A 23003-nucleotide genomic window follows, 5' to 3' on the forward strand; every position below is an offset into this window, starting at 1 on the left:
GTCTGGATGACCATGCGGGCACCACCCGCGTCCGGGGCTGTTCCGTGTCTGGGCGCTCATCCCGGATGGCGGGGCCGCGGGGTGTTCGACGCTGAGCGCAATCCCGCATCCAAGGAACAAGGTGCGGGGTTGGCCCTTTGAGTGCGGGGTTGGCGGCCTGTTTTTGGGGGTTAAGTCCGCATGTAAGGAACAAGGTGCGGGGTTGGCCCTTTGACTGCGGGGTTGGCGCTTGCAATTTGGGCATCCCCATTCCTGTCGAGATGATCCGGCCTCGCGCGCCTCCTCTCGACGAGGAACAGTCCCGGGCCCTCCAAATCCACGTTTCCGCGACGATCCGCTGTTCCATGAGGAAACGCCCCGCCCTCGGCAATGTCGCAGGCAGTCCGGGCGAGCGCCGAAGCCCGCCGGCCGACGAGACGGCCCTGAAGCTCAGGGACCACCCTGATTCCTACTGGAAATGCTCACAAATACTGTGGCTTCACGGTTCCAGGGCCGATACTGAGGAGTGACCGATCCCTCGAAACAGGACGACACAGTGAATCCCCCCAGCCTCCCCGAAACGCACACCCCCGGCGACCCCGCGCAATCCGAGATCCGCTCCGAGGACGCGGCGTCGGCGCCCCGCCTTTCACGAGTGATCGCCGCCTGGGCGGTCCACGCATTCACGATGTCCGGTCTCGTATGGGCGAGCCTCGCGGCCGTCGCCCTCATCGAGGGGCGCATCCAGATGATGTGGCTCTGGCTCGGAGTCGCCCTCATCGTCGACGGCCTCGACGGGACGCTCGCGCGCAAGACCTGCGTCAAGCAGGTCATCCCCTGGTTCGACGGCTCCGTCCTCGACAACGTCGTCGACTACCTCACCTGGACCTTCCTGCCCGCGCTCTTCATGTACCTCTACCTGCCCTTCGGATCCAAGGCCATCGGCCTGATCGCGATGATCGTGGCGACCGTGTCCTCGGTGTTCTGCTACGCGAATGAGGGTGAGAAATCCGCCGACTCCTATTTCGTCGGCTTCCCTGCGGCGTGGAACGTCGTCGCGGTGACGATGTACGTGATGCAGACTCCGGCCCTCGTCAACATCGTGATCACGATCGGTCTCGCGGTCCTGACTCTGGCGCCCCTGTACTTCACCCATCCGATGCGCGTGAAGAAGCTTCGACTCTGGAACATCATCGCATCCGTCGTGTGGATCGCGTCGGTGGCGGTGCTCGTCGCCGTGCCGACCCGTCCGCTCTGGGCGATCGCGGCTTTCTGGGTTTCCGCCGCCTGGTTCCTCCTGACGGGGATCGCCCGCACCTGGCGGGCGAAGACGGACGAGGAGGCGTTGAGCGCCTGAGTCCCGTTTGCATGCTTGCGCCCTCGGCATCATCGCCGAGGGCGCAAGCATGCGCGGGCTGGAGGGGAGGGCTTCGCGCAGGCCGGGATCAGGCGTCTTGCCGGGATCAGCCTTGAGAGCGGGTGTCCGCTAGGGACGAATGTCCGGCAGGGACGGATGTCCGGCGGGGACTGGATGCCCGGGGCCGGGATCAGGCATCCGGCCCGAATCGGGGGTCTCTCGCCGGGGACTCTCAGGGCGCGGACGCGCGCGTGCGAGGGGTCGCGCACTGCGAGGGATTCTCCCGGGGGAGCGGCACTATCCGAATATCGTGGATCCGATGCGGAATCAGCGGTGATGAAAACGGCGCAACAGGGGCGACGGCGATACGCGACGATCAGGGGCGACGGAGGTGGCCCGCGACGACGCGGTCGCGCATCCAGCGGGCGAACTCCAGACCCACCGAACCCAGGATCATCGCGATCACGAGGACGATGACAGCCGGAGGGTAGTCCTTGCCGTGGAGCCAGAAGTAGATGTACGGCGCCATGAAGGTCACGATCGTCACCGTCAGCCCCAAGAGGCGCATCCGAAGCGTCCGGCCCGCGATCATCGTGAGGACGCCCCAGGTGTAGGGGACCGCCGTGAAGATGTCGATCGACCAGAGCACCCAGACCTTGCCCGTGAATCCGGGGACGAGGGCGACGGGGAGCGCCCGCAGGGACGAGTAGACGAAGACCACGAGGTAGGCGATCACCCGGGGGTTGATCGCGAGACGAGCGAGGCGGGAACGCTCCCGGATCGCCACGGCACCATGACGGAGGGCCTCGATCACCGCGCTCGGGGCGCGCAGGGAATCAGCGTCGTGAAGGACCCGGCGCAGGAAGGCCGAGCGCGCACGATCATGCGACCAGGCGCGCACCAGCTCCATAGGATTGAGCGCGAGCGGCAGACGCCCATCGGGCGCGGGGGCGCCGGCGACTTTGAGGATGCCCGGGCCGAAAAGGCGCTCGAGGCGCGGCAGGGACTCGGGCGAAGCGGTTCCCAGCCACAGGCAGCAGCGCCGTTCCACGGCGTCGCGAAGACGATGGCCGAGGGCGCGCCCCCAGGAATTCGGCGAGAGGACCGCATCGGGATGCTCGAGGGCGAATTCGTCGATGTCATCGAAAATCTCAATGCGGCGCAAGGAGATCTCACCGACCCGGTCAGCGCCCGCGAGCGCGCGCAGCACCTCAGGGTCCCATTCGGCGCACGGGATGCGAGGGGAATCGATGAGGGAACCGGAGGTGAGAAGACGTTCGGGAAGGGTGAGAGTGCGGGAGGGGGCATACGGCTCTTCGATGGTGTTCGCCGACATGTCGACGGCCGTAGCTTCACCGCTCATCGTCCCTCCTTCACTCGTCGACGCGGACCGCTGCACCTCTACTGTGCACCATCATTCTCCTCGCGCATATGGGGGAGGTCCCGCATTGAGCCCCGATTGGCTCAGGATCTTATGATGTCACCCATGGCGAAGAGACGGATCGACCCCGCGGAGGGCATGGCGGCGGTCGAAACCTGGGGGCGCGATCCCGCGTCGGCATCGCGAGGAACACTGCTGACCGCCGTTCGCTTCACTCTTGAGGAACTCGAAGCCCTGCATCCCGGTCGCGCCGTCGAAGTGCGGGTCCCTCCCGCGGGCGCGGTCCAGATCCTGCCGGGGACGACGCACCGGAGGGGAACGCCTCCGGCCGTCGTGGAGACCGGCATGCAGGTGTGGCTCGGGCTCGCGACCGGTCGGATCCGATGGGAGGACGCGATCGGAGACGGCCGCGTTCAAGCATCCGGCGAGCGAACCGATCTGAGGGAGCTGTTCCCGATCCTGGATCGTTTGCGATGACGCGACCCGCCAGCGCGTCGGGGCGGACGCTCCTGGTCTGATGACCTGAAAGAGGCTGAAACCGGGAAGAAGACGGTCCGGAAGCGCGCGAACGGGTCCTGAGGAGGCCCTGAAAGGCCTCAGGCCTCCAAGCTCTTGGGACCGGAGGGCGAAGGACCCCAGAACTTCTTCGCCGAACGCAGCGCGTACCGCTGAGCGATGGCGACGACGGCGGCGGAGGCCGCGGCGAAAATGACGAGTGAGGCGAGCGCCGCCTCGTCGTCGTCCTCGCGAGGAGCCTCATTGCCCGTGGCGAGACGCCATCCGATTTCAGCGATCTTGCTCGCGCCCATCGCTGCGACTGCCGCAGCCCCCGCGCTCGCGATCTTCCAGCCGAGATCTTCCATTGCGATTCCCCTCGTTCATTCGGGCACCGGAGATGCCGATACCCCCATCATGCCCTAGGGCGGGGCCTCGGCGCACTCGTGCCGCCCCCGGACGGGCCGTAAAATGGCGAGGTTCCACACCTCGCCGAAGGAGTCCCGATGATCCAGATCCGCAGGCCGTTCGCGATCGCGACGGCCCTCCTCCTCGGCGGGGCGCTCGGAGCGTGCACGCCCTCCGTGTCGGCCTCCTACGACGGAGCCGATCCTTTTGCGAAGCCGATCGTGCCCGGGACGCTCGCGGAGCAGCCGCAATCGAAAGGCCCTGGCGCGCTCGGAGCGCCCGCCCCCGAACGCGGCTCGGGAACGGTCGTCATCGCCCTCGCGCCGGGCGTCGAATTCTCGGAGGAAGCGCTTTCCGCGTTCCGGACCGCCACCGGATTCACTGCGCGGACCGTGGCGCTCGGCTCGGATGAGGAGGCGGCCGAGGTCGGGGCGGACCTCGTCATGGGACTCGACCTGCTTGGGCTCGATGCGGTCCGCGGCGCGCTGAGCGAAGCGCCCCCCTTCGAACTCACCTATCCGGAGGGCGTCGGAGGGGCGATCGCGGGCGCAATGCCCTACGGGCGCGACGACGTGTGCGTCCTCGCCGATTCGGGATGGGTCTCGGCCGGGCAGAGGCGCATTCCGGAGGGCTTCGACGGCCTCGGCGATGCGAATACCGGGTTCCTCCTCGCCGTGCCCGACCCCGCCTCGACGAAGAGCGGCGCCTTCTTCCTCCTCGGGGCGGCTTCGCGCGTGAGCGGCGACCTGGACGCATGGGTTCGCGCTCTGAAGGCCTCCGGCGCGTTCATCGGCGCAGCGGATGAGGCGGAGGCGTCGTGGACGGCTCTTGAACAAGCCGACGAGACGGCCCAGTCCGCGCCTGCTCATCGCCATCCGCTCCTCGTGGCGCCGATGAGCACGATCGTGGACACCACGTCCACCCCGGGTATTGAAGCGAGAGCCCATCCGCTTCCGGCCACTTGCGTCGAGCGCTACCTGTTCGCCGCCGAGCTCGCGAATGCGACGAACCCCTCCGGGGCCCGGTCCTTCCTCGCCTGGCTCGAAGGCGGCCAGGGGCAGAACGCCCTCGCCGAAGCGGGCGAGGTCTACCCCCTCGACCTCTCGAGCGTGGAGAACACCCCCGCGCACTGGTTCCTCACCCCGATGGCGGACGCCGTCCCGCTGACTCCGATGGATGCGGCGGGGCTCGCGGATCAACGCGCGATCTGGAGCGGGACGCCCGCGGGCTGAAGCCCGAGGCCCGCGAGTCCCGCACCCGCCTCGGAAGCTGATCGCTTCCGACCAGCGGCTTCCGAAGCCCGCACCCGCCTCCGAAGCCGCCCGGCTCCGAGGCCTTCGAGCGGCTCAGCCTTCCGGCGGCGCGCTCTTCGGGCGCCTCAGTCTTCGAGCATCCCCGGATCGACGCGGCACTCGGCGCCGAGACGCATCGGAGCGATCAATCCGGCCTCGCGCATTTCGTGCAGCCGGGGAAGGACCTTGTCGACCACGGTCCACGGATCGATCGTGTTGAGGTAGATGCGCGTCCCGCCCTCGAAACCGGCCAGGGTCGAAATCCTCCACTTGAGGAGGATCCTCCACCGCATCGGCGTGCGAACCGTCGGAGGCCGGTGATACCACTCCTCGTTGCAGGGCACGTCGGCGCCGGTCGCGGCGTGCACGGCGTGCAGGATGTCGGATACGCCGCGCATCTGCTCCTCACTCGCCTCCCACGGGTTGATCGGGGAGTGCAGCGGCCAGATCGCGATGCCCGGGAAGCGGTGGCCGAAGCCCGCCATCGCGACCGCGTGCTCGTTCTGCGCGATGAGGAGCTTGCGCGTCGCCGCGACCCTGAGGATCTCCTCGTAGATGTCGGGCTGGGAGCGCAAGCGGTTGAGTTCGGCCTCGGTCTGCACGGCGAGGTCGTCGATCGCAACGAGCTGCTTGTGCAGATGATCGAAGGAGGCTCCTGCGGGTTTGAGCCAATTCTGGAAGGTCGCGACGTAGCGGACGTTCGGGTCGAGGCCGTAGAGGTCCTCCATCGATCGGGCGGTGAAGTCCGTGTACCGGTAGTGCTCTTCAGGGGTGAGGGTGCCCGAGCCCGCGAGCTGGGACTCATCGGTCGCGCCGTCCGTGTAGTGGCGTTTCGCGATGATGATGTCGTGGCCGCCGGAGAAGAAGCCGTTCGCGTGCCCGAGCATCTGCGAATCGCTCATCGCGGAGATCTGCGCCTCATCGACGCCCGAGGCGAGGAGGCGCGAGCGCACGACCGACATGATGTGGTCGTAGCCCGTGGGGGAGGCGAGGTACTCGGCCATCCGCCGATGCTCGGCCTCCGAGGGGGTGTGCCCGTGGTTGAGATGCCAGTAGTTGTAGGAGACGATCTCGAAGAGATTCGGGATCCGCCGGAATTGGGCGGTCGTCTCGGAGAGGGCTTCAGCGGGAAGGCCCGAGAGCTCGCGCCAGTCGCCGTGATCGTCGAGGACGAGGCGGGACTTCTCCGGCGGGGTCTCGAGGTAGCGGTGCTCGCAGAAGGCGCAGTGCCCCCCATCGCGTCCGTGATCGATCGGTCGGGCCTGAGCGTCCGGCACCGAGAGGGGCCGGTTTCCGCGACCCGGAACCGTCCACACCTCCGTCCCGGTCAAGAGGTTCTGCTGTTTAACCGTGCCGTCCGCCAGGCGCACGATGGCGCGGTCGGTCCGCGAAAGCTCCTTCGCCATGGGGCCGAGTCTACCCCGGTGGCCGTTGAACGCCAGGTGGGGCGCCGCGAAGCCCGCGCCCGCCTCGCCTCAGGGCCGAGGCAGCCAGCCGCGCGCGTTCTTCCCCAGGTCGGCGAGGAGCTGAGCGGCTTCATCCGCCCGATCCGCCTGGACGAAGAAGTGATCGTGACGAGTGCAGGCGATCGCGTTCGCCACGATCGAACGGGCCGAGAGGACCTGAGCGATCGTCGCGGTCACGCCGATCGAATCCAGGTCCGCGTCGAGGCCGAGGGACAGGTGCGCGTAGGTCTTGTCGACGGGCAGGCCCGCCGCCTCGGCCTCGGACTTCTCGAGGACGACGGTGTACCGGTCCTCATCGCGAATCACTGCGAAGGGATCGGTTCCCGCGGGCACCTCATCGACGAGGGCGAACACGTACTCGCCCTGGGGTACGGGCGCGAGGGTGGCGAGCATCCGGTCAAGGGGCTGATCTTCAGACATGGGCCCGAGGGTAGCGCGAGTACCCGGGTGAGGACACCCTCGTCCCACTCGGTGACATGCCGGTGCGGCGCGCCTTCTCAGAGGCGATTCATCGTGTCCGGGTGAGATCCGGTGCGCCCGGCCTCGCCCTCGTCGAGCACGTCGATGCGGGCGCGAAGGGAGTCCGGAAGCGTGAAGGAGAAGACGTCGAGGTTCTCCGCTTGTCGCGTCGGCGTCACCGACTTCGGGAAGACGATGTCGCCGCGCTCGAGCGCCCAGCGCAGCGCCACCTGCGGTCCGGTCCTTCCGATCAAGGCCGCGATCCGGGCCAGTGCGGGGTCCTTCGCCGCGCGTCCCCTGGCCAATGGCGACCACGCCTGCGTCGACATGCCGTGCGCGCGAGCGAAGTCGCGCACCTCGTTGTTCGGGAAGAAGGGGTGCGCTTCGACCTGGAGGACGTGGGGTGCGACTTCCGCAACGTCCAGGACCCTCTGGATGTGCTCGATCGTGTAGTTCGACAGGCCGATCGCGCGGGCGCGGCCCTGGGCGTGGAACTCTTCGAGCACGGGCCAGGGAAGGGCCACATCCCCGCCGTACAGGCTCGGCAGGGGCCAGTGGATGAGGAAGAGGTCCACGTAGTCGGTGCGCAGATCGGCCAGGGTCTTCTCGAATGAGGCGCGTGCGGCGGCGGGTTCGTGGTTGCCGTTGTCGAGCTTCGAGGTGATGAAGAGCTCCTCGCGGCGCACGCCCGAATCGGCGATGGCCCGTCCCACTTCCGCCTCGTTCCCGTACATCTGGGCCGTATCGATATGCCGGTAGCCGAGGGCGAGGGCGCTGGAGACGGTCTCGTAGACGCCGTTCGTCACCTTGTAGGTGCCGAAGCCGAAAACCGGGATCGGCGCGCCGGTGGGGAGGACGGCGTTCGGGATGCGCACGGTGCTCATGCTCCGACTCTAGGCGAGGTTCGTGGCGACAAGTCGGAGGTGGGGGTTGCAGGGTGTGGCGACAAGTCGGAGGTGGGGGTTGCGGGGTGTGGCGACAAGTCGGACATGGCCGTTGTCGGGTGTGGCGACAAGTCGGAGGCTCAGGGCCTGATCGTGCCCCTCCTGCCCGTTTCGACGCCGGAATGAGCGGGTTGGTGGCACCTGCCCGGAGAGCCGGGTCCGACTTGTTGTCATAGGGCCGCGAAGTGTTGTCCGACTTGTTGTCATAAGGCCGCGAAGTGTTGTCCGACTTGTTGTCATAGGCCCGCGAAGTGCCGTCCGACTTGTCGCCACCGGTCCTCGGGGTGCTGTCCGACTTGTCGCCTCGGGGTCACCGCTCGTCGGGGCTGGCACCACCGAGCGGAGCGGCGAACTGCGCGTTGTAGAGGCGCGCGTAGGCGCCGTCGGCGGCGAGGAGGTCCTCATGGCGCCCCATCTCGACGACGTCCCCCTGCTCCATCACGAGGATGAGGTCGGCGTCGCGGATCGTGGAGAGCCGGTGGGCGATGACGAAGGCCGTCCGCCCCTGCCTGAGGCTCTCCATCGCGCGCTGGACGAGCACCTCCGTCCGGGTGTCGACCGATGAGGTGGCCTCATCGAGGATGAGGATGTCCGGATCGGAGGCGAAGGCCCTGGCGATGGTGAGCAGCTGGCGCTCGCCCTGGGAGATGGTGTCTCCCTCGTCGGACACGCGGGTCTTATAGCCCCTGGGGAGCTGACGGATCAGACGATCCACGGCCGTGGCCCTCGCGGCGGCGACCACCGCGTCATGGTCGGCGTCCTCCGCGCCGAAGGCGATGTTCTGCTCGATCGTCCCGTCGAAGAGCCACGTGTCCTGGAGGACCATGCCGATGTGGGAGCGCAGAACGTCGGTGTCGAGACGGGCGATGTTCGCACCGTCGAGATAGATCGCGCCCGAATCGAGTTCGTAGAAGCGCATGAGGAGGTTGACGAGGGTCGTCTTGCCCGCGCCGGTCGGGCCGATGATGGCGACCATCTGGCCCGGCTCGACCGTCAGTGACAGATCCTTGATGATCGGGGTGCCCTCCGTGTAGGAGAAGCGCACGTGGTCGAAGACGACGCGGCCGGCGACGTGCTCGCCCCCTTCAGCCGGCGCCTCCTGCCCGCGCGCCTCGGCGAGTGAGCGCGCGCCCTCGTCGAGTCCCATCTCCTCGGCGTCGAGGAACTCGAACACGCGCTCCGCGCTGGCCACGCCCGACTGCAGCGAGTTCGCCATCGAGGCGAGCTGCCCGATCGGCTGGGTGAACTGGCGCGAGTACTGGATGAAGGCCTGGACATCGCCGAGGGACATCGAACCGCCCGCGACCATGAGGCCGCCGCCGACGGCGACGATCACGTAGGAGATGTTCGAGATCATGTTCATCACGGGCATGATGAGGTTCGAGATGAACTGGGCGACGAAGCTCGAGCGGTACAGGCGCCTGTTCGAGGCGGCGAAGGATTCGTTGAATTCATCCTCGAGGCCGTACAGGGCGAGGACCTCGTGGCCGGAGATCGCTTCCTCGACGGTTTCGGACACCTCGCCGGTCGAGGTCCACTGCTGGCGGAACTGCGGCTGCGCCCGCTTCATGAGGACGCCCGCGAGGGCCGCGCCGAAGGGGATGACGAGGAGGGCGAGGATCGTGAGCCTCCAGGAGAGGGTGAGCATCATGATGAAGATGCCGATGATCGTCAGGACGGCCTGGAAGAGTTGCGAGAGCGTCTGGTTGAGGACCATCGAGATGTTGTCGACGTCGTTGGAGACGCGCGACATGAGGTCGCCCCGCGAGTGCTGGTCAAAGTAGGACAGGGGGAGGCGCTCGATCTTCGTCTGGACATTCTCGCGCAGGCGCCATCCGAGATTCTGAATGGCGATGCGCAGGATCCATCCGCCGACGAAGGAGATGACGGCCGAGCCGAGGTAGATCGCGATGCAGATGAGGAGGACGCGGCCGAGGGCGCTGAAGTCGATGCCCTGGCCGGGGGTGATGTCCATGGCGGAGAGCACCCGCGCGAAGTCCTCCCGACCGGCGGCGCTGAGGGCGGCGATCGCCGCCTCCTTCGAGGGGAAGGAGGCGATGGCCTTGGAGGCGACGCCGTTGAAGATGATGTCGGTGGCGCGCCCGAGGACCTTGGGCGCCGTGACGGAGAGGCCGACGGAGATCAGGGATGCGAGGAGCGTGAGGAGGATGAGCCAGCGGTCGGGCCTCAGCTCCCCGATGAGTCGGCGCAAGGAGCCGGAGAAGTCCTCGGACTTGTCGAAGGCGCCCATGGGGCCGTGGGGTCCGCCCGGGCCGGGTCGGCGTTCGGTGCGTGCGCTCATGCCGCTTCCTCCTCGGAGAGCTGGGAGTCGACGATCTCCTTGTAGGTCGGGCATTCCGCCATGAGTTCGCGGTGGGTGCCGCGGCCCACGATGCGGCCGGAGTCGAGGACGAGGATTTCGTCGGCGTTGCGGATCGAGGCGACGCGCTGGGCGACGATGAGAACGGCCGCGTCTCCGGTGTATTCGGGCAGGCTGAGGCGGAGCTTCGCGTCAGTCGCGTAGTCGAGGGCGGAGAAGGAGTCGTCGAAGATGTAAAGGTCGGCGGCGCGATAGAGGGCGCGCGCGATCGCGAGCCGCTGTTTCTGACCGCCGGAGAAGTTCGCGCCCCCGGCCTCGACTCCGTGATCGATGCCCTCGGGGAGGGCGTTGACGAAGTCGTAGGCCTGCGCGCCGTGCAGGGCCCATTCGACGCGTTCGCGCTGGGCGGCGTCGAGGTGGTGGGTGCCGGCGACGGTCGAGGCGATCGTCCCGGAGAAGAGGTAGGAGTGCTGGGGAACGACGGCGATCCGTTCGCGGACGGCGCTGATCGGCAGGTCCGTGAGGGGCACTCCGGAGGCCGTGATGCGGCCGGAGCTCGGATCCATCATTCTGGGCAGGAGGTTGACGAGGGTCGTCTTCCCGGAGGCAGTCGCTCCGATGATCGCCGTGGTGGTCCCCGGTCGCAGGGTGAAGGAGATGTTCTCGAGAACGGGTTCTTCCGCGCCCGGGTAGCGCAGGGCCGCGTCCTTCAGTGCGAAGGTCCAGCGTCCCGAGGGCGCGGCCGTCGATTCGAGCGGATCGGTGATGGAGGGGGCATGATCGAGGACGGCGGCGACGCGCCCGGCGGCGACGTTCGCCCGGGGGATCATGATGAAGATCATCCCGGCCATCATCACGGACATGGAGATCATCGCGACGTAGGTGATGTAGGCGACCATCGCGCCGATCTGGAGGTCGCCGGAGTCGATGAGGGCGCCGCCGTACCAGATGACGCCGACGGTGCCGAGGGAGATGACGACCGTGACTGCGGGGAAGAAGAAGGAGAACCAGGTGCCGATCGACATCGCGATCCGTCTCAAAGCGGTGTTCGCCTGCTCGTAGCGGTCGCGGATGAAGGCTTGGCGGATGAAGGCTCGGATGACGCGGATGCCGGTGAGCTCTTCGCGCAGGACCGTATTCATCGTATCGATGCGTTCTTGCTGAACGGAGAAGAGCGGGGAGAGGTGCTTCATGACGAAGGCGACGACAAGGGCGAGGACGGGGACGAGGATCGCGAGGACGACGCCGAGCTGGAGATCCTGTCGCAGGGCCATGATGACGCCGCCGATGCCCATGATCGGCGCGCCGATCATCACGGAGAAGGAGAGCATCATCGTCTGCTGGATCTGCTGGACGTCGTTCGTCGAGCGGGTGATGAGCGAGGAGGAGCCGAACTCGTGGAAGTCCTGGGCGGCGAAGCCGTGGACGTGCCGGAAGATCTCCTCGCGCAGGTGCGCGCCCAGGGACATCGCGAGGCGGGCTCCGAGGTAGACGGCGAGTGCGGTGCAAAGCATCTGGGCGGCGGCGATGGCGAGCATCTCCGCTCCGAGGCGCCAGATGATTGAAGTGTCGCCGACGGCGACGCCTTCGTCGATGATGCGCGCGTTGAGGTTGGGCAGTTGGAGGGAGGCGATCGTTGCGGCCGTCTGGAGGACGATGACGGCGAGGAGCTCCCAGATCCTCTCCTTGAGGTGGCGCCATGACAGGGTGAAGAGCATCACGCCTTCTTTCACATAATGCGTTTCGGGCTGCGTGCGGCTAGCGGGAACGAGCCGAGCGCCTAGATTTTCAGGTTCCTGAAAAGCGTAGTGCGCGGAGGGGAGCACTGTCGTCCGCGAAGCCGGAAAAGGGCGGGAGTTCACACTTGGGGCGCAGGGGCATACAGTGACCGCATGGCGCCCCCACCCAAACCGCGTACCGCGGCGTTCAGCGATGCTCAGATCGTGGCGGGATTCTGGCTCATCGCCGCCACCGTTCATGCGCGCTCCCTCGAGATCGACGATCGTGCGGGGGACCCGGAGCTGGAGGAGGCCCTCGAAGGACTCGTCGGAGCGTACGGCCTGAAGCGCGAGCACGTCCTCGAAGCGATCCCGAAGATCATCGCCGCCAGGCGAGCGGCTGCGCGCAGGGAACTGCCGCCGGTGCCCGCCGCGAAATACGACCTCGCGAGGGCGGCGATCCTCCGTCAGAGGGGAGCGGCGTCATCCAAGGGCGCGCTGCTGTGGCCGACCGCATCACGGACGATCGCCGTGCGCGTGGGGGGAGGCAATTGGAACGACGCGCTCATCGCCCTCGGCCTCCCCGCCGGCGGACGAGGGCGGGCCCAGGGCTCCGGGCGCTTCAACACGGAGGCGATGGCGGCCGTCCTCGCCGAATACACCGCCTGGTGCCGAGGAGAGGGGATGGCCCCGACCTTCGGGGGCTACGGGGCCTGGTCGGCTGCGCGCCGCGCCGAGGGGCGCGTCGACGTGCCCTCCGCGGCGACCGTCCGCCAGAGGTGCGGAACTTGGTCGGCCGCGCTGCGCCTCGTCGACGGGTCGGCCGCGTCCGGGGACGGAAGGGCGGGGGTCTCGTCCTCGCAGGAGTGAGATGCGACGTCAACGCGCAGGCGCGCACGACATTCAAACGCAATCGCGGTAGAGTTCAAGTTCAGGTAAGCGCAGTCCCGATCGCTGGAACTCTGGAGCATCATGTCCGTCCGCAACGCACTTCTCGCCCTCGCCGCGCAGCGTCCCGCCGGCGTGTACCGTCTCAAGCAGATGTTCGAGGACCAGACCTGCGGCGCGTGGCCGCTGAACATCGGTCAGGTCTATCAGACGATGCAGCGCCTCGAGCGCGACGGCTCAGTCACATCGCACCTTGAGACCAATGGCGGGCGGGACTCGGAGGTCTTCGAGGTCACCGAAGCGGGTCGCCGGATCCTCGAGGAGTGGTGGTCGACCCCGGTCCCGCGCGAGAACTTCGAACGCGATGAGCTCGTCATGAAGCTCGCGGTCGCCGCGGCCGATCCGAGCGTCGATGTCGCGGGACTGATTCAGACGCAGCGCCGCTCGACCCTGAGCGCGCTTCGCGACGTGACCCGCCTCAAGGCGGGCGCCGACGACGATGAACTCGCATGGAAGCTCATCCTCGAGCGCCATGTCTTCGATCTCGAGGCGGAGCTCAACTGGCTCGACCACATCGAATCGGGTGCGGTGTCCGAAGCGGCGCGCCGTGCCGCCTTCGCCGCTTCGAAGGCGCGCGTCCCGCGTCGCGTGGCGCGCAGCTCCGCATCTGCTCAGGCCCGATGATCCTCGCGCCCGCCCCGGTGCGATTCGTCGGCGTGAGCCACGGATACGGCGCCGGAAACACGCGGGTCCGAGCCCTGACGGCGGTCGATCTTGAAGTGGGGATCGGTGAACTCGTCGCCGTCATGGGTCCTTCAGGATCCGGGAAGTCGACCCTCCTCGCCCTCGCCGGCGGCCTCGAACGGCCGGACGAGGGCGCGGTCGTGATCCACGGGACGAACATCTCCGACTTGCCCTCCTCTGAGCGCGCCATCGTGCGACGCCGCTCGATCGGCTACGTCTTCCAGGACTTCAACCTCATTCCCGCCCTCTCGGCCGTCGAGAACGTCGCGATGCCGCTCGAGCTCGATGGGGTCGCAACCGCGAAAGCGCATGTCGCCGCCCTCGCCGCCCTCGAGGAAGTGGGGGCCGGGGCGCTCGCGGACCGTTTTCCCGATGACTTGTCCGGCGGCGAGCAGCAGCGCGTCGGGATCGCGCGCGCCCTGGTCGGCCGCCGCTCGATCCTTCTGGCCGATGAACCGACGGGCGCTCTCGACTCGCATTCGGGCGAGAAGGTGATGCTCGCTCTGCGAGAGCGGATCGATTCCGGAGTCGCGGGCATTCTCGTCACTCACGAGGCCCGCTTCGCGGCCTGGGCGGACCGGACGGTCTTCCTCCGCGATGGGAGGATCGTCGACTCTTCTCGCCCTGACCGAGTCGAGGATCTCCTGTGAGGGGGCGCGATCGCGCCCCCTCCCTGCGCGCCCTGCGGCGGCGCTGGATCGTCGCCCAGAGGATCGCCCGGCGCTCGATCCTGAGGCAGCCCTCGCGCTACTCGGCGGCCATCGCGATCTTCGTCATCCCGATCGTCGCGATCCTCGCAGTCGTGACCGTGTGGTCGACCAACGCGTCGCGCACGGCCCTCATCACCGATTGGCTCGGCTCGGATTCGGAGGTTCAGGCCGTCGCTCTGAGGATCGCGGAGTCCCCCGTCCACCAGGATGAAGCGGGCACCGTCGACGCCATCGACACGAGAACGGAAGTCGAGGCGGAGGGCGTTCCCGCGCTCCTCGATTCATGGATCCCCGAGGGCGATCGCCTCCTCCTCGTGGAGAAGATCGACGTCGTTCATCTCATGAAAACGGGGACAGCGGAAGAGACGAGCGTCGTCAACGCGTTTCAGACGGATTCGCTGTCCGCCCCCGGACTGCCCGAGGGGCTCGACGGGATCGACCTGAAGGCGGGCTCGGCGCTCATCTCCGAGGATCTCGCCGGTGAGCTCGGCCTTCGAGTCGGAGACGAGATCTCGGTTTCGACGGGGTCGAACGGGGGCGCCTCCGTGCTGCGCACGGCCGAGGTCCGCGTTCAAGACGTGGTGGAGGGCTCGAGGGTCTTCATCATGGGCGCCGGTTCGTTGGAGCTCGCCACCTATGAGGTCGGCGAGGGATCCACGACCTCTTTCTACATCGCGGGTCCCGAACCGGTGACCTGGGAACTCATCGACGACCTCAATGAATCGGGCTTCCTCGTCATGTCCCGCCAAGTCCTGTCCGAGATGGCCCTCAAGCAGGGCGTCGAATGGAACATCGGCTGGGAGTTCTTCGTCCTCCTCATCGGCGGGATCCTCATCCTCATCGAGCTGGTGCTCCTCGTCGAACCGATCTTCGCCGTGTCGCAGAACCGGGCGACGCGGACGGCGGCGATCGTCTTCGCGATCGGCGGCGACCACCACGATCAAGGGCGCCTGATCATGGCGGTCGGCTGGTGGGTCGGCCTCATCTCCTCGCTGTCGTCGATGCTCCTCCTTGGCGTCTTCCATCTGGTCTACGCGTACATGATCGGGGTGAACCCGCTCCTTCTGCCGCGCGCGCCGTTGCTCCTCGCCCTGTGCATGCCCATGATCCTCGGAATCGCGGCGGCGATCCCCTCGGCGCGGGATCTGGCCAGTGTCGACTCCGTCGCCGTTCTTCGAGGATCGGCGCGCACTCCGTCGAGGCTCGTCCGGCGCACCCCGGTCTATCCGCTCGCACTCCTGTCCGCCGTCCCCGCGATGCTCGGAGCCGCCGCGACCGGTTCCCTCCTGCTGTTGGCGCTCGGGATCGCGCTCTTCGAGGCCGGGCTCATCGGCTCGATCCCCTATGCGATCTCGAAGAGGTGGAGACGGAGCGACGGCGCATCGCTCAGCGTCCGATTGGCGCTGCGCGATGCGATCCGGAACGGTTCGCGGACCCTGCCCGCGATGGGCTCCCTCATGACGACGAGCTTCATCGCGGCCGCGCTTCTCATCACCCTCACGTCCGCGAACGAGGCGGCGTGGAATTCCCAGGCCCACCTCGGCCCGCGGGGCTCGGTCCTCGTGTCGGATTCGGATCCTTCGGTTCCGCCGTGGGAGGCCCGTCGAACGCAGGAGGCCGCCGCGCGCGCGGTCGATGAACTGCGCGGCGTGAAGCAATCGGTGGAGGTCAACGGCATGCCCTGGGGGTCCACGACGGCGGGGCCCGCGTTGATCGTGGAGGCGACCTCGCCCTCGGGAGGCGCTCCGCTGTCCATCGCCGAGGACGGTCGCGCGCTCGGCGAGCTCGACTTGGCGTATCTCGTCGACGACGGGAGCTTCCTCAAGGCTTCGGGCCTCGTCTCCGGTGATGAGATGGTGAAGGCGATCGCGACCTTGAAGCAGGGCGGTGCGATTCTTCCCGACGCGTCCTACATCGATGCGCAGGGCGGTGCGAATCTGCGGGCGCTCGACATGACGGCCTCCCTCGTCGCGGAGAGCAACGGCGAGCCCGAGATCCCCGATCCGACCATCGTGTCCGAACAGCGGATCCCGGCTTCCTCCTGGTCCGAGCTGAACATCATCGTGCTCTCGCCCGAGGCCGCCGATCGTCTGTCGCTTCCAGCGAAGCCGCTGGGGCGCCTCCTCATCCTCGACCGCCCGGTCGGGGCGCTCGCGGCTTCAGCCTTCGAGACGAGCATGGTCAAGGAGGTTCCGGGGAGCATCGCCCGGGTCGTCCGTGAAACGACCGTGAACCTGCTCCTGCCGCGTCTGGCCGCCCTCGTGTCCCTGCTCGCCGCCGCGGGCACGATCGCCCTGGTCGTCGTGCTCGCGGCGAACGACATGAGACCGGATTTCGAAACGCTCGAGGCGATGGGGGCCTCCCGCGATCTGCGGCGGAGGGTGAGCGCCTATCAGGGGATCGGCATCGCCTTCGTCTGCATCCCCGTCGCGGTCCTGTCCGGACTCTTCGTCGGCGTGCTGTCGGTGGTCGCGATCGCCGAGTCCGGGCGCTTCTCGACTCTCGTCGGGCTTTCACCGGTGATCCCCGTCGTCGAAATCGTCGGGCTGCTGGTGGGCGCTCCCCTGATCGCGATGCTCGTCGCGAGGGCGGCGAGCCCGAAGGGCGCGGTCAAACCCTCCCGCATCCCCTGATCCGCCGAGGTCATCACCTTTCCCCGCCGAGGTCATCACCTTTCAGCATCGAGAGGATCTTCGCTCGCCGAGCGATCGAGCCGGGCGCGCACATGCGAATCCCGTCCCCGGAGCCTGTCGAGATCCCGGCGCTCCCTCTTGGACGGACGGCCCGTTCCCCGCTCGCGCCGGGCGATGGGGATCACCATACGAGGGCGCTCCGGCGTGAGGTCCTCGTAGGCCAGCCGGGCCTGAGGAGCGCCGACCCGCTTGACCAGGAGGCGACGGACCCGCAGGACCTGGTCGAAGCCCTCGACCCGCAGGCGCACCTCGTCGCCGATCCTCACCTTCTGGGCGGCCTTCGCCGTATCCCCGTTGACCTTCACGTGCCCCGCGCGCGCCGCCGAGGTCGCCTGAGAGCGCGACTTCACGCGCCGGACCGCCCACAGCCAGGTGTCGACTCGAACGGAATCGGAGTCCGCGAGGGCGCCGCGCGGGATCTCCGCCTCCTCGGAGAAGACGGCGTCGGCGTGCGCGCCGAGCAGGATCGGGGACGATTCGTCGGTCATGCCCGAATCCTAAACGCGCATCGCCCTCGGCAGCTCAGTCCCAGGCCGCCGTCGCGGGATCGACGCCGAGGGCGCGGGCGTTCTCCTCGATGACCGAGCCGAGCCACTGTGCGAGGCCGGGGGAGAGCTCCTCGTAACGGGCGCGGAAACGGGGGTCCTCGCGGTACATGCGCGAGAGGATGACGTGCCGGGCGGGCGTGACCTCGTACCAGTCCAAGGCCCGGCGATGCTGCGCGGCGAGCTCATTCGCCCTCGCCGATCCGGGCTCGACCCCCTCGCGGAAGGCCGCGGCCAACTCGGCCTCCACCCGTGCGAGCCGTGCCGCCGCAGCGGCCTCGCCCTCGGGGCCGCGTTCGGCGCGCGTGCGCTGCGCCTGCTCCCACGCCTCGCTCGTCCCCCAGCGCTCGCGGGCCTCGCCCTCGTAGGGGTCCTCGCTCCAGTCGTTTCCCAGGACCTTCGCGTCGTATTCGGGGGTGGTCATGCGCGTCTCCTTCGCGTCGATGAGCGCGTCGACTGCGCCGAGCATCGCCTTCAGGCGTGAGATGCGCTCGGTGAGCAGCGTGCGCTGGCGGATGAGGTGATCGAGCGGAGAATCGGGCGCGTCGAGGGCCTCGGCGATCCTCGCGAGCGGCATCCCGGTCTCCCGGTAGACGAGGGCGCGCTGGATGCGCGCCACATCCGCGCGCGAGTACAGGCGGTAGCCCGATGCCGAGCGCGTCGAGGGCGCGGCGACGCCCTCGTGCTCCCAATGGTGGAGAGCACGGATGCTGAGGCCGACGAGGTCGGACACCTCGCCGACGGTGTAGAGGCGCTCGGGGCCCTTGCTCTTCGCATCGATCATGGGACCAGCGTGCACCCTCACGCCGCGTGAGGGTCAAGCCCCGCTGACGACGGGCTCGCGCTCCGACCCGTCGCCCGCCCCCCGGGCTGGATTCACGCGAAGGAACGCCGGACGAGGACGAGGATGAGGGCGAGGACGACGACGATGAGGACCCCGCGGATGAGCCCCGCGCCGACCCTGATCGCCCATCGCGCCCCGGTCTGGGCGCCCGCGACATTCGCCGCCGCCATGACGAGGCCGAGCCTCCAGTCGAGGACGCCCTGACCGGAGAAGAGAAGGAGCGCCCCGAGATTGGTCGCCGCGTTCACGAGCTTGGACAGGGAGGCCGCCGCCAGGACCGGCATCCGACCCGCGCCGATGAGGGCCATGAGGAGGAAGGAGCCGGTTCCGGGACCGATGAAGCCGTCGTACACGCCGATGAGGGCGGACGTCGGAAGGATCCGTCTCAGGAAGGAGCGGCCGGGCAGCGCCCGCCGGACGCTCGAGAAGAGCCGAGGGCGGGTGAGCGTGATGACGAGGACGACGCACAGCGCAGCGATGACGATCGGAGTGAAGGTCGAGGAGGGGACCCGGGTCGCGAGGTGGGCTCCGGCGAGCGCTCCCAGGAAGGCGAGGACGACGGCCGGCGCAGCGGTCCGCACCTGGAATCGCGTTCGTCGGCCGTAGGCGAGCGCCGCGCTGGCGGTTCCCGCAAGACCTGCGAGCTTGTTCGTCGCGAGGGCGGTCACCGGTGCCAAACCCGGCATGAGCATGAGGGCCGGTAGTTGGATGAGTCCTCCGCCGCCGACGATCGCGTCGACGAGTCCGGCGAGGAAGGCCGCGACGAGGAGGAGGGGGAGCAGGTGGGGCGCGCTCGAGAGGGCCGAGTCATGGCCGAGGAGGGAGGCGAGCGCCGTGCCGATCGGTGAGAGGACGGGGTCGAGGAAGGAGGCGAGTGCGGGGAGCGGCTCGGAGGGGGAATCGATCGGCACAGGTGGAGCCTAGCCCGAAGGGGCTGCGGGAGGGGGCGGCCGATCAGGGGAAGGAGAGGTCCGGGACGGGGCGATTCAGGCGGGGAAGCACCCGTGCGCCCCGGCCCGTTGCCTCGATCCCGGCGCGCTCGCTGAGGACCCCGGCGCGCTCGCTGAGGACCCCGGTCGCTCACCAAGGCCTCCGGTGATCCGCGAGGGCGGATGCGCGGGCTCCTTCGAAGCGGGCGCATCGCGGAACGCCCGGCTCCTCGTCCGCCTCCCGGGCCCTGTTGCGCTCCTCATGAACGGCTCCGGGAGGAGCGCGACTACTCTGAAGCCATGGGCTCCCTCCTCACGGCGAATCACCTCCTCACGCTCTTCGGCGTCGTCGGAATCGGCGCCGCCCTCGGGGCGATCCGCTTCGGCCCGCTCCGATTCGGCGCCGCGGGCGCCCTCTTCGTGGGTCTGGCGGTCTCGGCCTGGAATCCCGAAGCGGGCCAGGGAATGCAGATCGTCCAGCAGATCGGCCTCGCCTTCTTCGTCTACACGGTCGGCGTCTCCGCGGGCTCGACATTCTTCGAGGACCTGCGCAAGCAGAGCGCCCTCCTCCTCACCTGCGTCCTCGTCTGCGTCCTCGGCGCGGGGATCGCGATCGGCGGCGGGCGCCTCCTGGCCCTGCCCGAGGGCCTCACGCTCGGCCTGTTCACCGGCTCCCTCACGGCCGCGCCCGCCCTCGACGCGGCGACGCGGCTCACCGGTGATCCCCAGGCGGCCGTCGGCTACGCCTTCGGATACCCGATCGGCGTGCTCATGGGCATCGTCGTCGTGACGATGACCGTGACGCGCAAATGGCGCGGCGAGAAGGACACCCCCTCCCTCGCCGGAGTCAGCCTGGAAACCCTGACCGTCCGCGTCACTGAAACGGTGTCGACCAGGCGCGTCACGGCATGGCGCGACCAGCGCGTGCGCATGTCCTACCTGCGCCGGGACGGCTGCACGCGGGTCGTCGTGCCCGGAGAGGACCTGCTCGAGGGCGATCTCGTGCTCCTCGTCGGAGAACCGGCGGATATCGAAGAAGCCGCATCGGAGATCGGCGAGCCCGTGCACGATCATCGTCTCGAGGACGACCGCTCCGACGTCGCCTTCGAGAGGATCGTCGTCTCGAACCCGGATCTCGCCGGGCGCTCGATCACCTCCCTCAACGTCGCGGCCCGCTTCGGAGCGGTGATCACGCGGGTGAGGCGCGGCGACCTGGACCTCCTCGCCCGCGACGATCTCGACCTCCAGCTCGGCGATCACGTCGCCGTCGTCGTCCCCACCGAGGAACTCGACGCCATCCAGTCCTGGCTCGGCGACTCTGAGAGGCGTGTGTCGGAAGTCGATGCGATGAGCTTCGGGATCGGCCTCGTCCTCGGGATGCTCCTCGGGACGATCCCCTTCCCCGTCGGCCCGGAGACCACCTTCCAGCTCGGATCGGCCGCGGGCCCGCTCATCGTCGGGATGCTCCTGGGAGCCCTGCGTCGGACCGGCCCGATCGTGTGGTCGCTCCCCTCGGCCGCGAACCTCACGATCCGCCAGATCGGCCTCCTCCTCTTCCTGGCCGCCCTCGGCCTCAACGCGGGCCCCGATGTCGCCGCGATGCTCGCGAGCCCCCTGGGTCCGAAAGCCGCGCTCCTGGGCGTCGTCATCACCGCCATCTGCTGCGCCGCCCAGGCGCTGGGCGCGAGGATCGCGGGATTGTCCGCGCCGAGGGCCGCAGGGGGCGTCGCCGGGTTCCTCGGGCAGCCGGCCGTTCTCCAGGCCGCCGACGCCCGGGTCGCCGACGAGCGGATCGAAGGGGCCTACGCGACGCTCTTCGCATTCTCGATCGTCGTGAAGATCCTCCTCGTCCCCCTCTTCACGATCCTGTGACCCGGGCGCCTCGGACCCGAGGGCCCCGGAGGCGGGGAGCCGGCGCGGGTAGCATGCGGGCATGACGACTCCGCAGTTCATCCTCGACCTCCGCGAGAAGATCGGCACGAGCGAGCTCTGGCTCCCGGGCACGACCGCGATCGTCCTGCGCCGGGCGCTCGATCCCGCGGGCGTCGAGCCCGGCTGGTCGCGGAGTGCGACGAACCCGGCCGAGGTCGAGGTGCTCTGCGTGAGACGGGCCGACAACGGGTGGTGGACGCCGATCACGGGCATCGTCGACCCCCGCGAGGAGCCCGCCGTCGCCGCCCTGAGGGAGACCCTCGAGGAGGCGGCGGTCGAGGCCCGCGTCGACCGGCTCATCGGCCTCGACGTCGTCGGCCCCCTCGTCTACGCGAACGGGGATCGGGCGAGCTACCTCGACACGGCCTTCGTCCTCGAGTGGACCTCCGGCGAACCGCATCCCGCGGACGGGGAGAACACCGAGGCGGTCTTCGTCCGCGCCGACGCCCTCCCGGAGATGAACCCGCGTTTCACCCGTCTCATCGCGAAGGCGCTCGCGGGCTCCGTCGAAGCCGACTTCGTCTCCTGAACGCGCGGGGACGGGAAGCGCACTCGCGCTGGGGGCGGGCCCCGGCCCGCGCGAGGGGCGGATCAGGCCCCGGCCCAGTAGGCCTCGAGGACCTTCGACATGCCGAGGAGGTCGTCGACTTGGCTCATCTCGCGCGCCGAGTGCATCGACAGCAGACCGACGCCCACGTCCACCGTGAGGATCCCCAGGCGCGTCGCCGTGATCGGGCCGATCGTCGATCCGCAGGGCATCGCGTTGTTCGACACGAAATTCTGAGAGGGCACTCCGGCGGCCCGGCACGCCCTCGTCCATACGGCGATGGATTCCGCATCGGTCGCGTAGCGCTGATTCGCGTTGATCTTCAGCACCGGGCCGCGCCCCATGACCGGGCGGGTCGCCGGATCGTGGTGCTCGGCGTAGTTCGGGTGGACCGAGTGCGCGGCGTCGGCGCTGATGCACGACGAGGCCGCGAACATGCGGGCGCGTCCGTCGAGGTCGCGGCCGAGGGCGGCGGCGGTGCGCTCGAGGACGGTCTGGAGGATCGGGCCCGCCGCGCCCGAACGGGTCTCCGAGCCGATCTCCTCATGGTTGAAGCAGGCGAAGACGAGGACGTCCCCCGACTCGGGAATCCCCTCCCCGATGAGGCGCTCGAGGGCGGTGAGCCCGGCGTGGACCGAGGAGAGGTTGTCCTGCTGGCCGGCCGCGAAGAACTCGCCCTTCGCGCCGAAGGTCTCGGGGCCCTGCTGGGGGACGAGGATGAGGTCGTGCGAGACGATTTCAGAGGCATCGACGCCCGCGTAGCGCGCGATCTGCGCGAGGAGGTCGGCCTCGGGGTCGTCGAGCGTCCACACGGGGTGGAGGTGCTTCTGCGGGTCGAGGTGGAGGCCCTCGGGATTCACTCCGCGATCGAGATGGATCGCGAGCTGGGGGATCCGGGCGAGAGCGCCCGTTCTGACCAGCACGGATGACCCGTCGGCCATGATGAGGCGCCCGGCGATGGCGAGCTCGCGGTCGAGCCACGAGTTCCAGATCATGCCGCCGTAGACCTCGACGTCGATGAGCGACCACCCGTCGGGAGTCGACGAGGCGAGCGAGGGCTTGATCTTGAAGGCGGGAGAATCCGTATGAGCCCCCACGATGCGGAAGGCCGCGCCCTCGCCGATCGTCTTCGGCACCACCCAGGCGATGGCCGCGCCGTTGCGGACCATGACGTGACCGCCCGAGGAGGCGTCCCAGGGGTCGCGCTCGTCCTGGCGTGCGAAGCCCGAATCTGCGAGACGCTGCGCGACGAGGTCGGCCGCGTGGTACGGGGAGGGGGAATCCAAGAGGAAATGACGGTAATCGATCGCGTGGAGCGTGCGCTCGTCGTACTCGAAGTAGCCCATGGGCCC

At 68.6% G+C, this 23003-nt stretch carries 20 protein-coding genes; 9 read left to right on the plus strand and 11 right to left on the minus strand.

The features are described 5' to 3' along the window. Positions 1 to 535: 535 nt before the first annotated feature. Positions 536 to 1336: a CDP-alcohol phosphatidyltransferase family protein gene (locus ACQY7V_RS10015; protein WP_407826316.1), complete on the plus strand. Its 801-nt coding sequence runs from the start codon at positions 536 to 538 to the stop codon at positions 1334 to 1336. 376 nt (positions 1337 to 1712) lie between these two features. Here ACQY7V_RS10015 and ACQY7V_RS10020 read toward each other — a convergent pair whose 3' ends face one another. Continuing rightward, complete coding sequence (locus ACQY7V_RS10020) at positions 1713 to 2699, minus strand: hypothetical protein (RefSeq protein WP_303843481.1); 987 nt, start codon at positions 2697 to 2699, stop codon at positions 1713 to 1715. Positions 2700 to 2822: 123 nt separating this feature from the next. Between ACQY7V_RS10020 and ACQY7V_RS10025 the strand changes: the two genes are divergently transcribed. After that, positions 2823 to 3194: a sterol carrier family protein gene (locus ACQY7V_RS10025; protein WP_154475964.1), complete on the plus strand. Its 372-nt coding sequence runs from the start codon at positions 2823 to 2825 to the stop codon at positions 3192 to 3194. A gap of 119 nt (positions 3195 to 3313) precedes the next feature. Here ACQY7V_RS10025 and ACQY7V_RS10030 read toward each other — a convergent pair whose 3' ends face one another. Continuing rightward, a complete protein-coding gene (locus tag ACQY7V_RS10030; protein ID WP_235362110.1) occupies positions 3314 to 3580 on the minus strand; it encodes a DUF4235 domain-containing protein in 267 nt (88 codons plus the stop codon). Positions 3581 to 3718: 138 nt separating this feature from the next. Between ACQY7V_RS10030 and ACQY7V_RS10035 the strand changes: the two genes are divergently transcribed. Beyond that, positions 3719 to 4852: a hypothetical protein gene (locus ACQY7V_RS10035; RefSeq protein ID WP_428640103.1), complete on the plus strand. Its 1134-nt coding sequence runs from the start codon at positions 3719 to 3721 to the stop codon at positions 4850 to 4852. Between the two features lie 146 nt (positions 4853 to 4998). On the opposite strand, the gene ACQY7V_RS10040 is transcribed toward ACQY7V_RS10035, so the two are convergent. From ACQY7V_RS10040 to ACQY7V_RS10060, 5 genes are all read right to left on the minus strand, one after another. Further along, complete coding sequence (locus ACQY7V_RS10040) at positions 4999 to 6318, minus strand: DUF4921 family protein (RefSeq protein ID WP_235362112.1); 1320 nt, start codon at positions 6316 to 6318, stop codon at positions 4999 to 5001. 69 nt (positions 6319 to 6387) lie between these two features. Further along, the gene (locus ACQY7V_RS10045) at positions 6388 to 6798 is read right to left on the minus strand and encodes an ACT domain-containing protein (protein ID WP_154475972.1); all 411 of its coding nucleotides are present in this window, start codon (positions 6796 to 6798) and stop codon (positions 6388 to 6390) included. Between the two features lie 77 nt (positions 6799 to 6875). Then, a complete protein-coding gene (locus ACQY7V_RS10050; protein ID WP_428640106.1) occupies positions 6876 to 7721 on the minus strand; it encodes an aldo/keto reductase in 846 nt (281 codons plus the stop codon). 370 nt (positions 7722 to 8091) lie between these two features. After that, the gene (locus ACQY7V_RS10055) at positions 8092 to 10083 is read right to left on the minus strand and encodes an ABC transporter ATP-binding protein (RefSeq protein WP_320836293.1); all 1992 of its coding nucleotides are present in this window, start codon (positions 10081 to 10083) and stop codon (positions 8092 to 8094) included. Then, entirely contained in the window at positions 10080 to 11819 is a 1740-nt protein-coding gene (locus ACQY7V_RS10060; RefSeq protein ID WP_320836338.1) for an ABC transporter ATP-binding protein, read from the minus strand. The genes ACQY7V_RS10055 and ACQY7V_RS10060 overlap by 4 nt, the downstream gene beginning before the upstream one ends. A gap of 174 nt (positions 11820 to 11993) precedes the next feature. Here ACQY7V_RS10060 and ACQY7V_RS10065 point away from each other — a divergent pair, with 174 nt between their 5' ends. The 4 genes from ACQY7V_RS10065 to ACQY7V_RS10080 all read left to right on the plus strand — a co-directional run bounded on the left by ACQY7V_RS10065 (position 11994) and on the right by ACQY7V_RS10080 (position 16794). Next, positions 11994 to 12689 carry a hypothetical protein gene (locus tag ACQY7V_RS10065; RefSeq protein WP_320836294.1) on the plus strand — a complete coding sequence of 232 codons (696 nt, stop codon included), beginning with the start codon at positions 11994 to 11996 and terminating at the stop codon, positions 12687 to 12689. 102 nt (positions 12690 to 12791) lie between these two features. After that, a complete protein-coding gene (locus ACQY7V_RS10070) occupies positions 12792 to 13391 on the plus strand; it encodes a PadR family transcriptional regulator (protein ID WP_154475980.1) in 600 nt (199 codons plus the stop codon). Then, positions 13388 to 14101: an ABC transporter ATP-binding protein gene (locus ACQY7V_RS10075; protein ID WP_154475982.1), complete on the plus strand. Its 714-nt coding sequence runs from the start codon at positions 13388 to 13390 to the stop codon at positions 14099 to 14101. The genes ACQY7V_RS10070 and ACQY7V_RS10075 overlap by 4 nt, the downstream gene beginning before the upstream one ends. Further along, the gene (locus ACQY7V_RS10080) at positions 14098 to 16794 is read left to right on the plus strand and encodes an FtsX-like permease family protein (RefSeq protein WP_303773497.1); all 2697 of its coding nucleotides are present in this window, start codon (positions 14098 to 14100) and stop codon (positions 16792 to 16794) included. The genes ACQY7V_RS10075 and ACQY7V_RS10080 overlap by 4 nt, the downstream gene beginning before the upstream one ends. A 35-nt stretch (positions 16795 to 16829) precedes the next feature. Here the strand turns inward: ACQY7V_RS10080 and ACQY7V_RS10085 are convergent, their stop codons facing one another. The 3 genes from ACQY7V_RS10085 to ACQY7V_RS10095 form a co-directional block, all read right to left on the minus strand. Beyond that, entirely contained in the window at positions 16830 to 17342 is a 513-nt protein-coding gene (locus ACQY7V_RS10085) for an RNA-binding S4 domain-containing protein (RefSeq protein ID WP_154475986.1), read from the minus strand. A 34-nt stretch (positions 17343 to 17376) separates the two neighbouring features. Beyond that, positions 17377 to 18183: a MerR family transcriptional regulator gene (locus ACQY7V_RS10090; protein ID WP_428640109.1), complete on the minus strand. Its 807-nt coding sequence runs from the start codon at positions 18181 to 18183 to the stop codon at positions 17377 to 17379. Positions 18184 to 18275: 92 nt separating this feature from the next. Beyond that, on the minus strand, positions 18276 to 19154 hold the full coding sequence (locus ACQY7V_RS10095; protein WP_320836298.1) for a sulfite exporter TauE/SafE family protein: 879 nt from the start codon (positions 19152 to 19154) through the stop codon (positions 18276 to 18278). Between the two features lie 318 nt (positions 19155 to 19472). Between ACQY7V_RS10095 and ACQY7V_RS10100 the strand changes: the two genes are divergently transcribed. Both ACQY7V_RS10100 and ACQY7V_RS10105 read left to right on the plus strand, forming a co-directional pair. Then, positions 19473 to 21044, plus strand: a complete 1572-nt coding sequence (locus ACQY7V_RS10100) for an aspartate:alanine exchanger family transporter (RefSeq protein WP_154475990.1) — start codon at positions 19473 to 19475, stop codon at positions 21042 to 21044. A gap of 61 nt (positions 21045 to 21105) precedes the next feature. Next, positions 21106 to 21633: an NUDIX hydrolase gene (locus tag ACQY7V_RS10105; protein WP_320836299.1), complete on the plus strand. Its 528-nt coding sequence runs from the start codon at positions 21106 to 21108 to the stop codon at positions 21631 to 21633. A gap of 62 nt (positions 21634 to 21695) precedes the next feature. Here ACQY7V_RS10105 and ACQY7V_RS10110 read toward each other — a convergent pair whose 3' ends face one another. Next, positions 21696 to 22997 carry a M18 family aminopeptidase gene (locus ACQY7V_RS10110; RefSeq protein ID WP_428640112.1) on the minus strand — a complete coding sequence of 434 codons (1302 nt, stop codon included), beginning with the start codon at positions 22995 to 22997 and terminating at the stop codon, positions 21696 to 21698. Between the last annotated feature and the right edge of the window lie 6 nt (positions 22998 to 23003).

The organism is Schaalia sp. (assembly GCF_050312375.1).
Lineage (GTDB): Bacteria > Actinomycetota > Actinomycetes > Actinomycetales > Actinomycetaceae > Pauljensenia > Pauljensenia hyovaginalis.

What these genes read in the sequence shown, in the direction of transcription:
- ACQY7V_RS10110 (WP_428640112.1), bottom strand. Translation starts at nt 22,997, where the DNA reads ATGGGCTACTTCGAGTACGACGAGCGCACGCTCCACGCGATCGATTAC.
- ACQY7V_RS10025 (WP_154475964.1), top strand. Translation starts at nt 2,823, where the DNA reads ATGGCGAAGAGACGGATCGACCCCGCGGAGGGCATGGCGGCGGTCGAA.
- ACQY7V_RS10035 (WP_428640103.1), top strand. Translation starts at nt 3,719, where the DNA reads ATGATCCAGATCCGCAGGCCGTTCGCGATCGCGACGGCCCTCCTCCTC.
- ACQY7V_RS10070 (WP_154475980.1), top strand. Translation starts at nt 12,792, where the DNA reads ATGTCCGTCCGCAACGCACTTCTCGCCCTCGCCGCGCAGCGTCCCGCC.
- ACQY7V_RS10045 (WP_154475972.1), bottom strand. Translation starts at nt 6,798, where the DNA reads ATGTCTGAAGATCAGCCCCTTGACCGGATGCTCGCCACCCTCGCGCCC.
- ACQY7V_RS10090 (WP_428640109.1), bottom strand. Translation starts at nt 18,183, where the DNA reads ATGATCGATGCGAAGAGCAAGGGCCCCGAGCGCCTCTACACCGTCGGC.
- ACQY7V_RS10055 (WP_320836293.1), bottom strand. Translation starts at nt 10,083, where the DNA reads ATGAGCGCACGCACCGAACGCCGACCCGGCCCGGGCGGACCCCACGGC.
- ACQY7V_RS10030 (WP_235362110.1), bottom strand. Translation starts at nt 3,580, where the DNA reads ATGGAAGATCTCGGCTGGAAGATCGCGAGCGCGGGGGCTGCGGCAGTC.
- ACQY7V_RS10020 (WP_303843481.1), bottom strand. Translation starts at nt 2,699, where the DNA reads ATGAGCGGTGAAGCTACGGCCGTCGACATGTCGGCGAACACCATCGAA.
- ACQY7V_RS10040 (WP_235362112.1), bottom strand. Translation starts at nt 6,318, where the DNA reads ATGGCGAAGGAGCTTTCGCGGACCGACCGCGCCATCGTGCGCCTGGCG.
- ACQY7V_RS10075 (WP_154475982.1), top strand. Translation starts at nt 13,388, where the DNA reads ATGATCCTCGCGCCCGCCCCGGTGCGATTCGTCGGCGTGAGCCACGGA.
- ACQY7V_RS10105 (WP_320836299.1), top strand. Translation starts at nt 21,106, where the DNA reads ATGACGACTCCGCAGTTCATCCTCGACCTCCGCGAGAAGATCGGCACG.
- ACQY7V_RS10085 (WP_154475986.1), bottom strand. Translation starts at nt 17,342, where the DNA reads ATGACCGACGAATCGTCCCCGATCCTGCTCGGCGCGCACGCCGACGCC.
- ACQY7V_RS10060 (WP_320836338.1), bottom strand. Translation starts at nt 11,819, where the DNA reads ATGCTCTTCACCCTGTCATGGCGCCACCTCAAGGAGAGGATCTGGGAG.
- ACQY7V_RS10065 (WP_320836294.1), top strand. Translation starts at nt 11,994, where the DNA reads ATGGCGCCCCCACCCAAACCGCGTACCGCGGCGTTCAGCGATGCTCAG.
- ACQY7V_RS10050 (WP_428640106.1), bottom strand. Translation starts at nt 7,721, where the DNA reads ATGAGCACCGTGCGCATCCCGAACGCCGTCCTCCCCACCGGCGCGCCG.
- ACQY7V_RS10100 (WP_154475990.1), top strand. Translation starts at nt 19,473, where the DNA reads ATGGGCTCCCTCCTCACGGCGAATCACCTCCTCACGCTCTTCGGCGTC.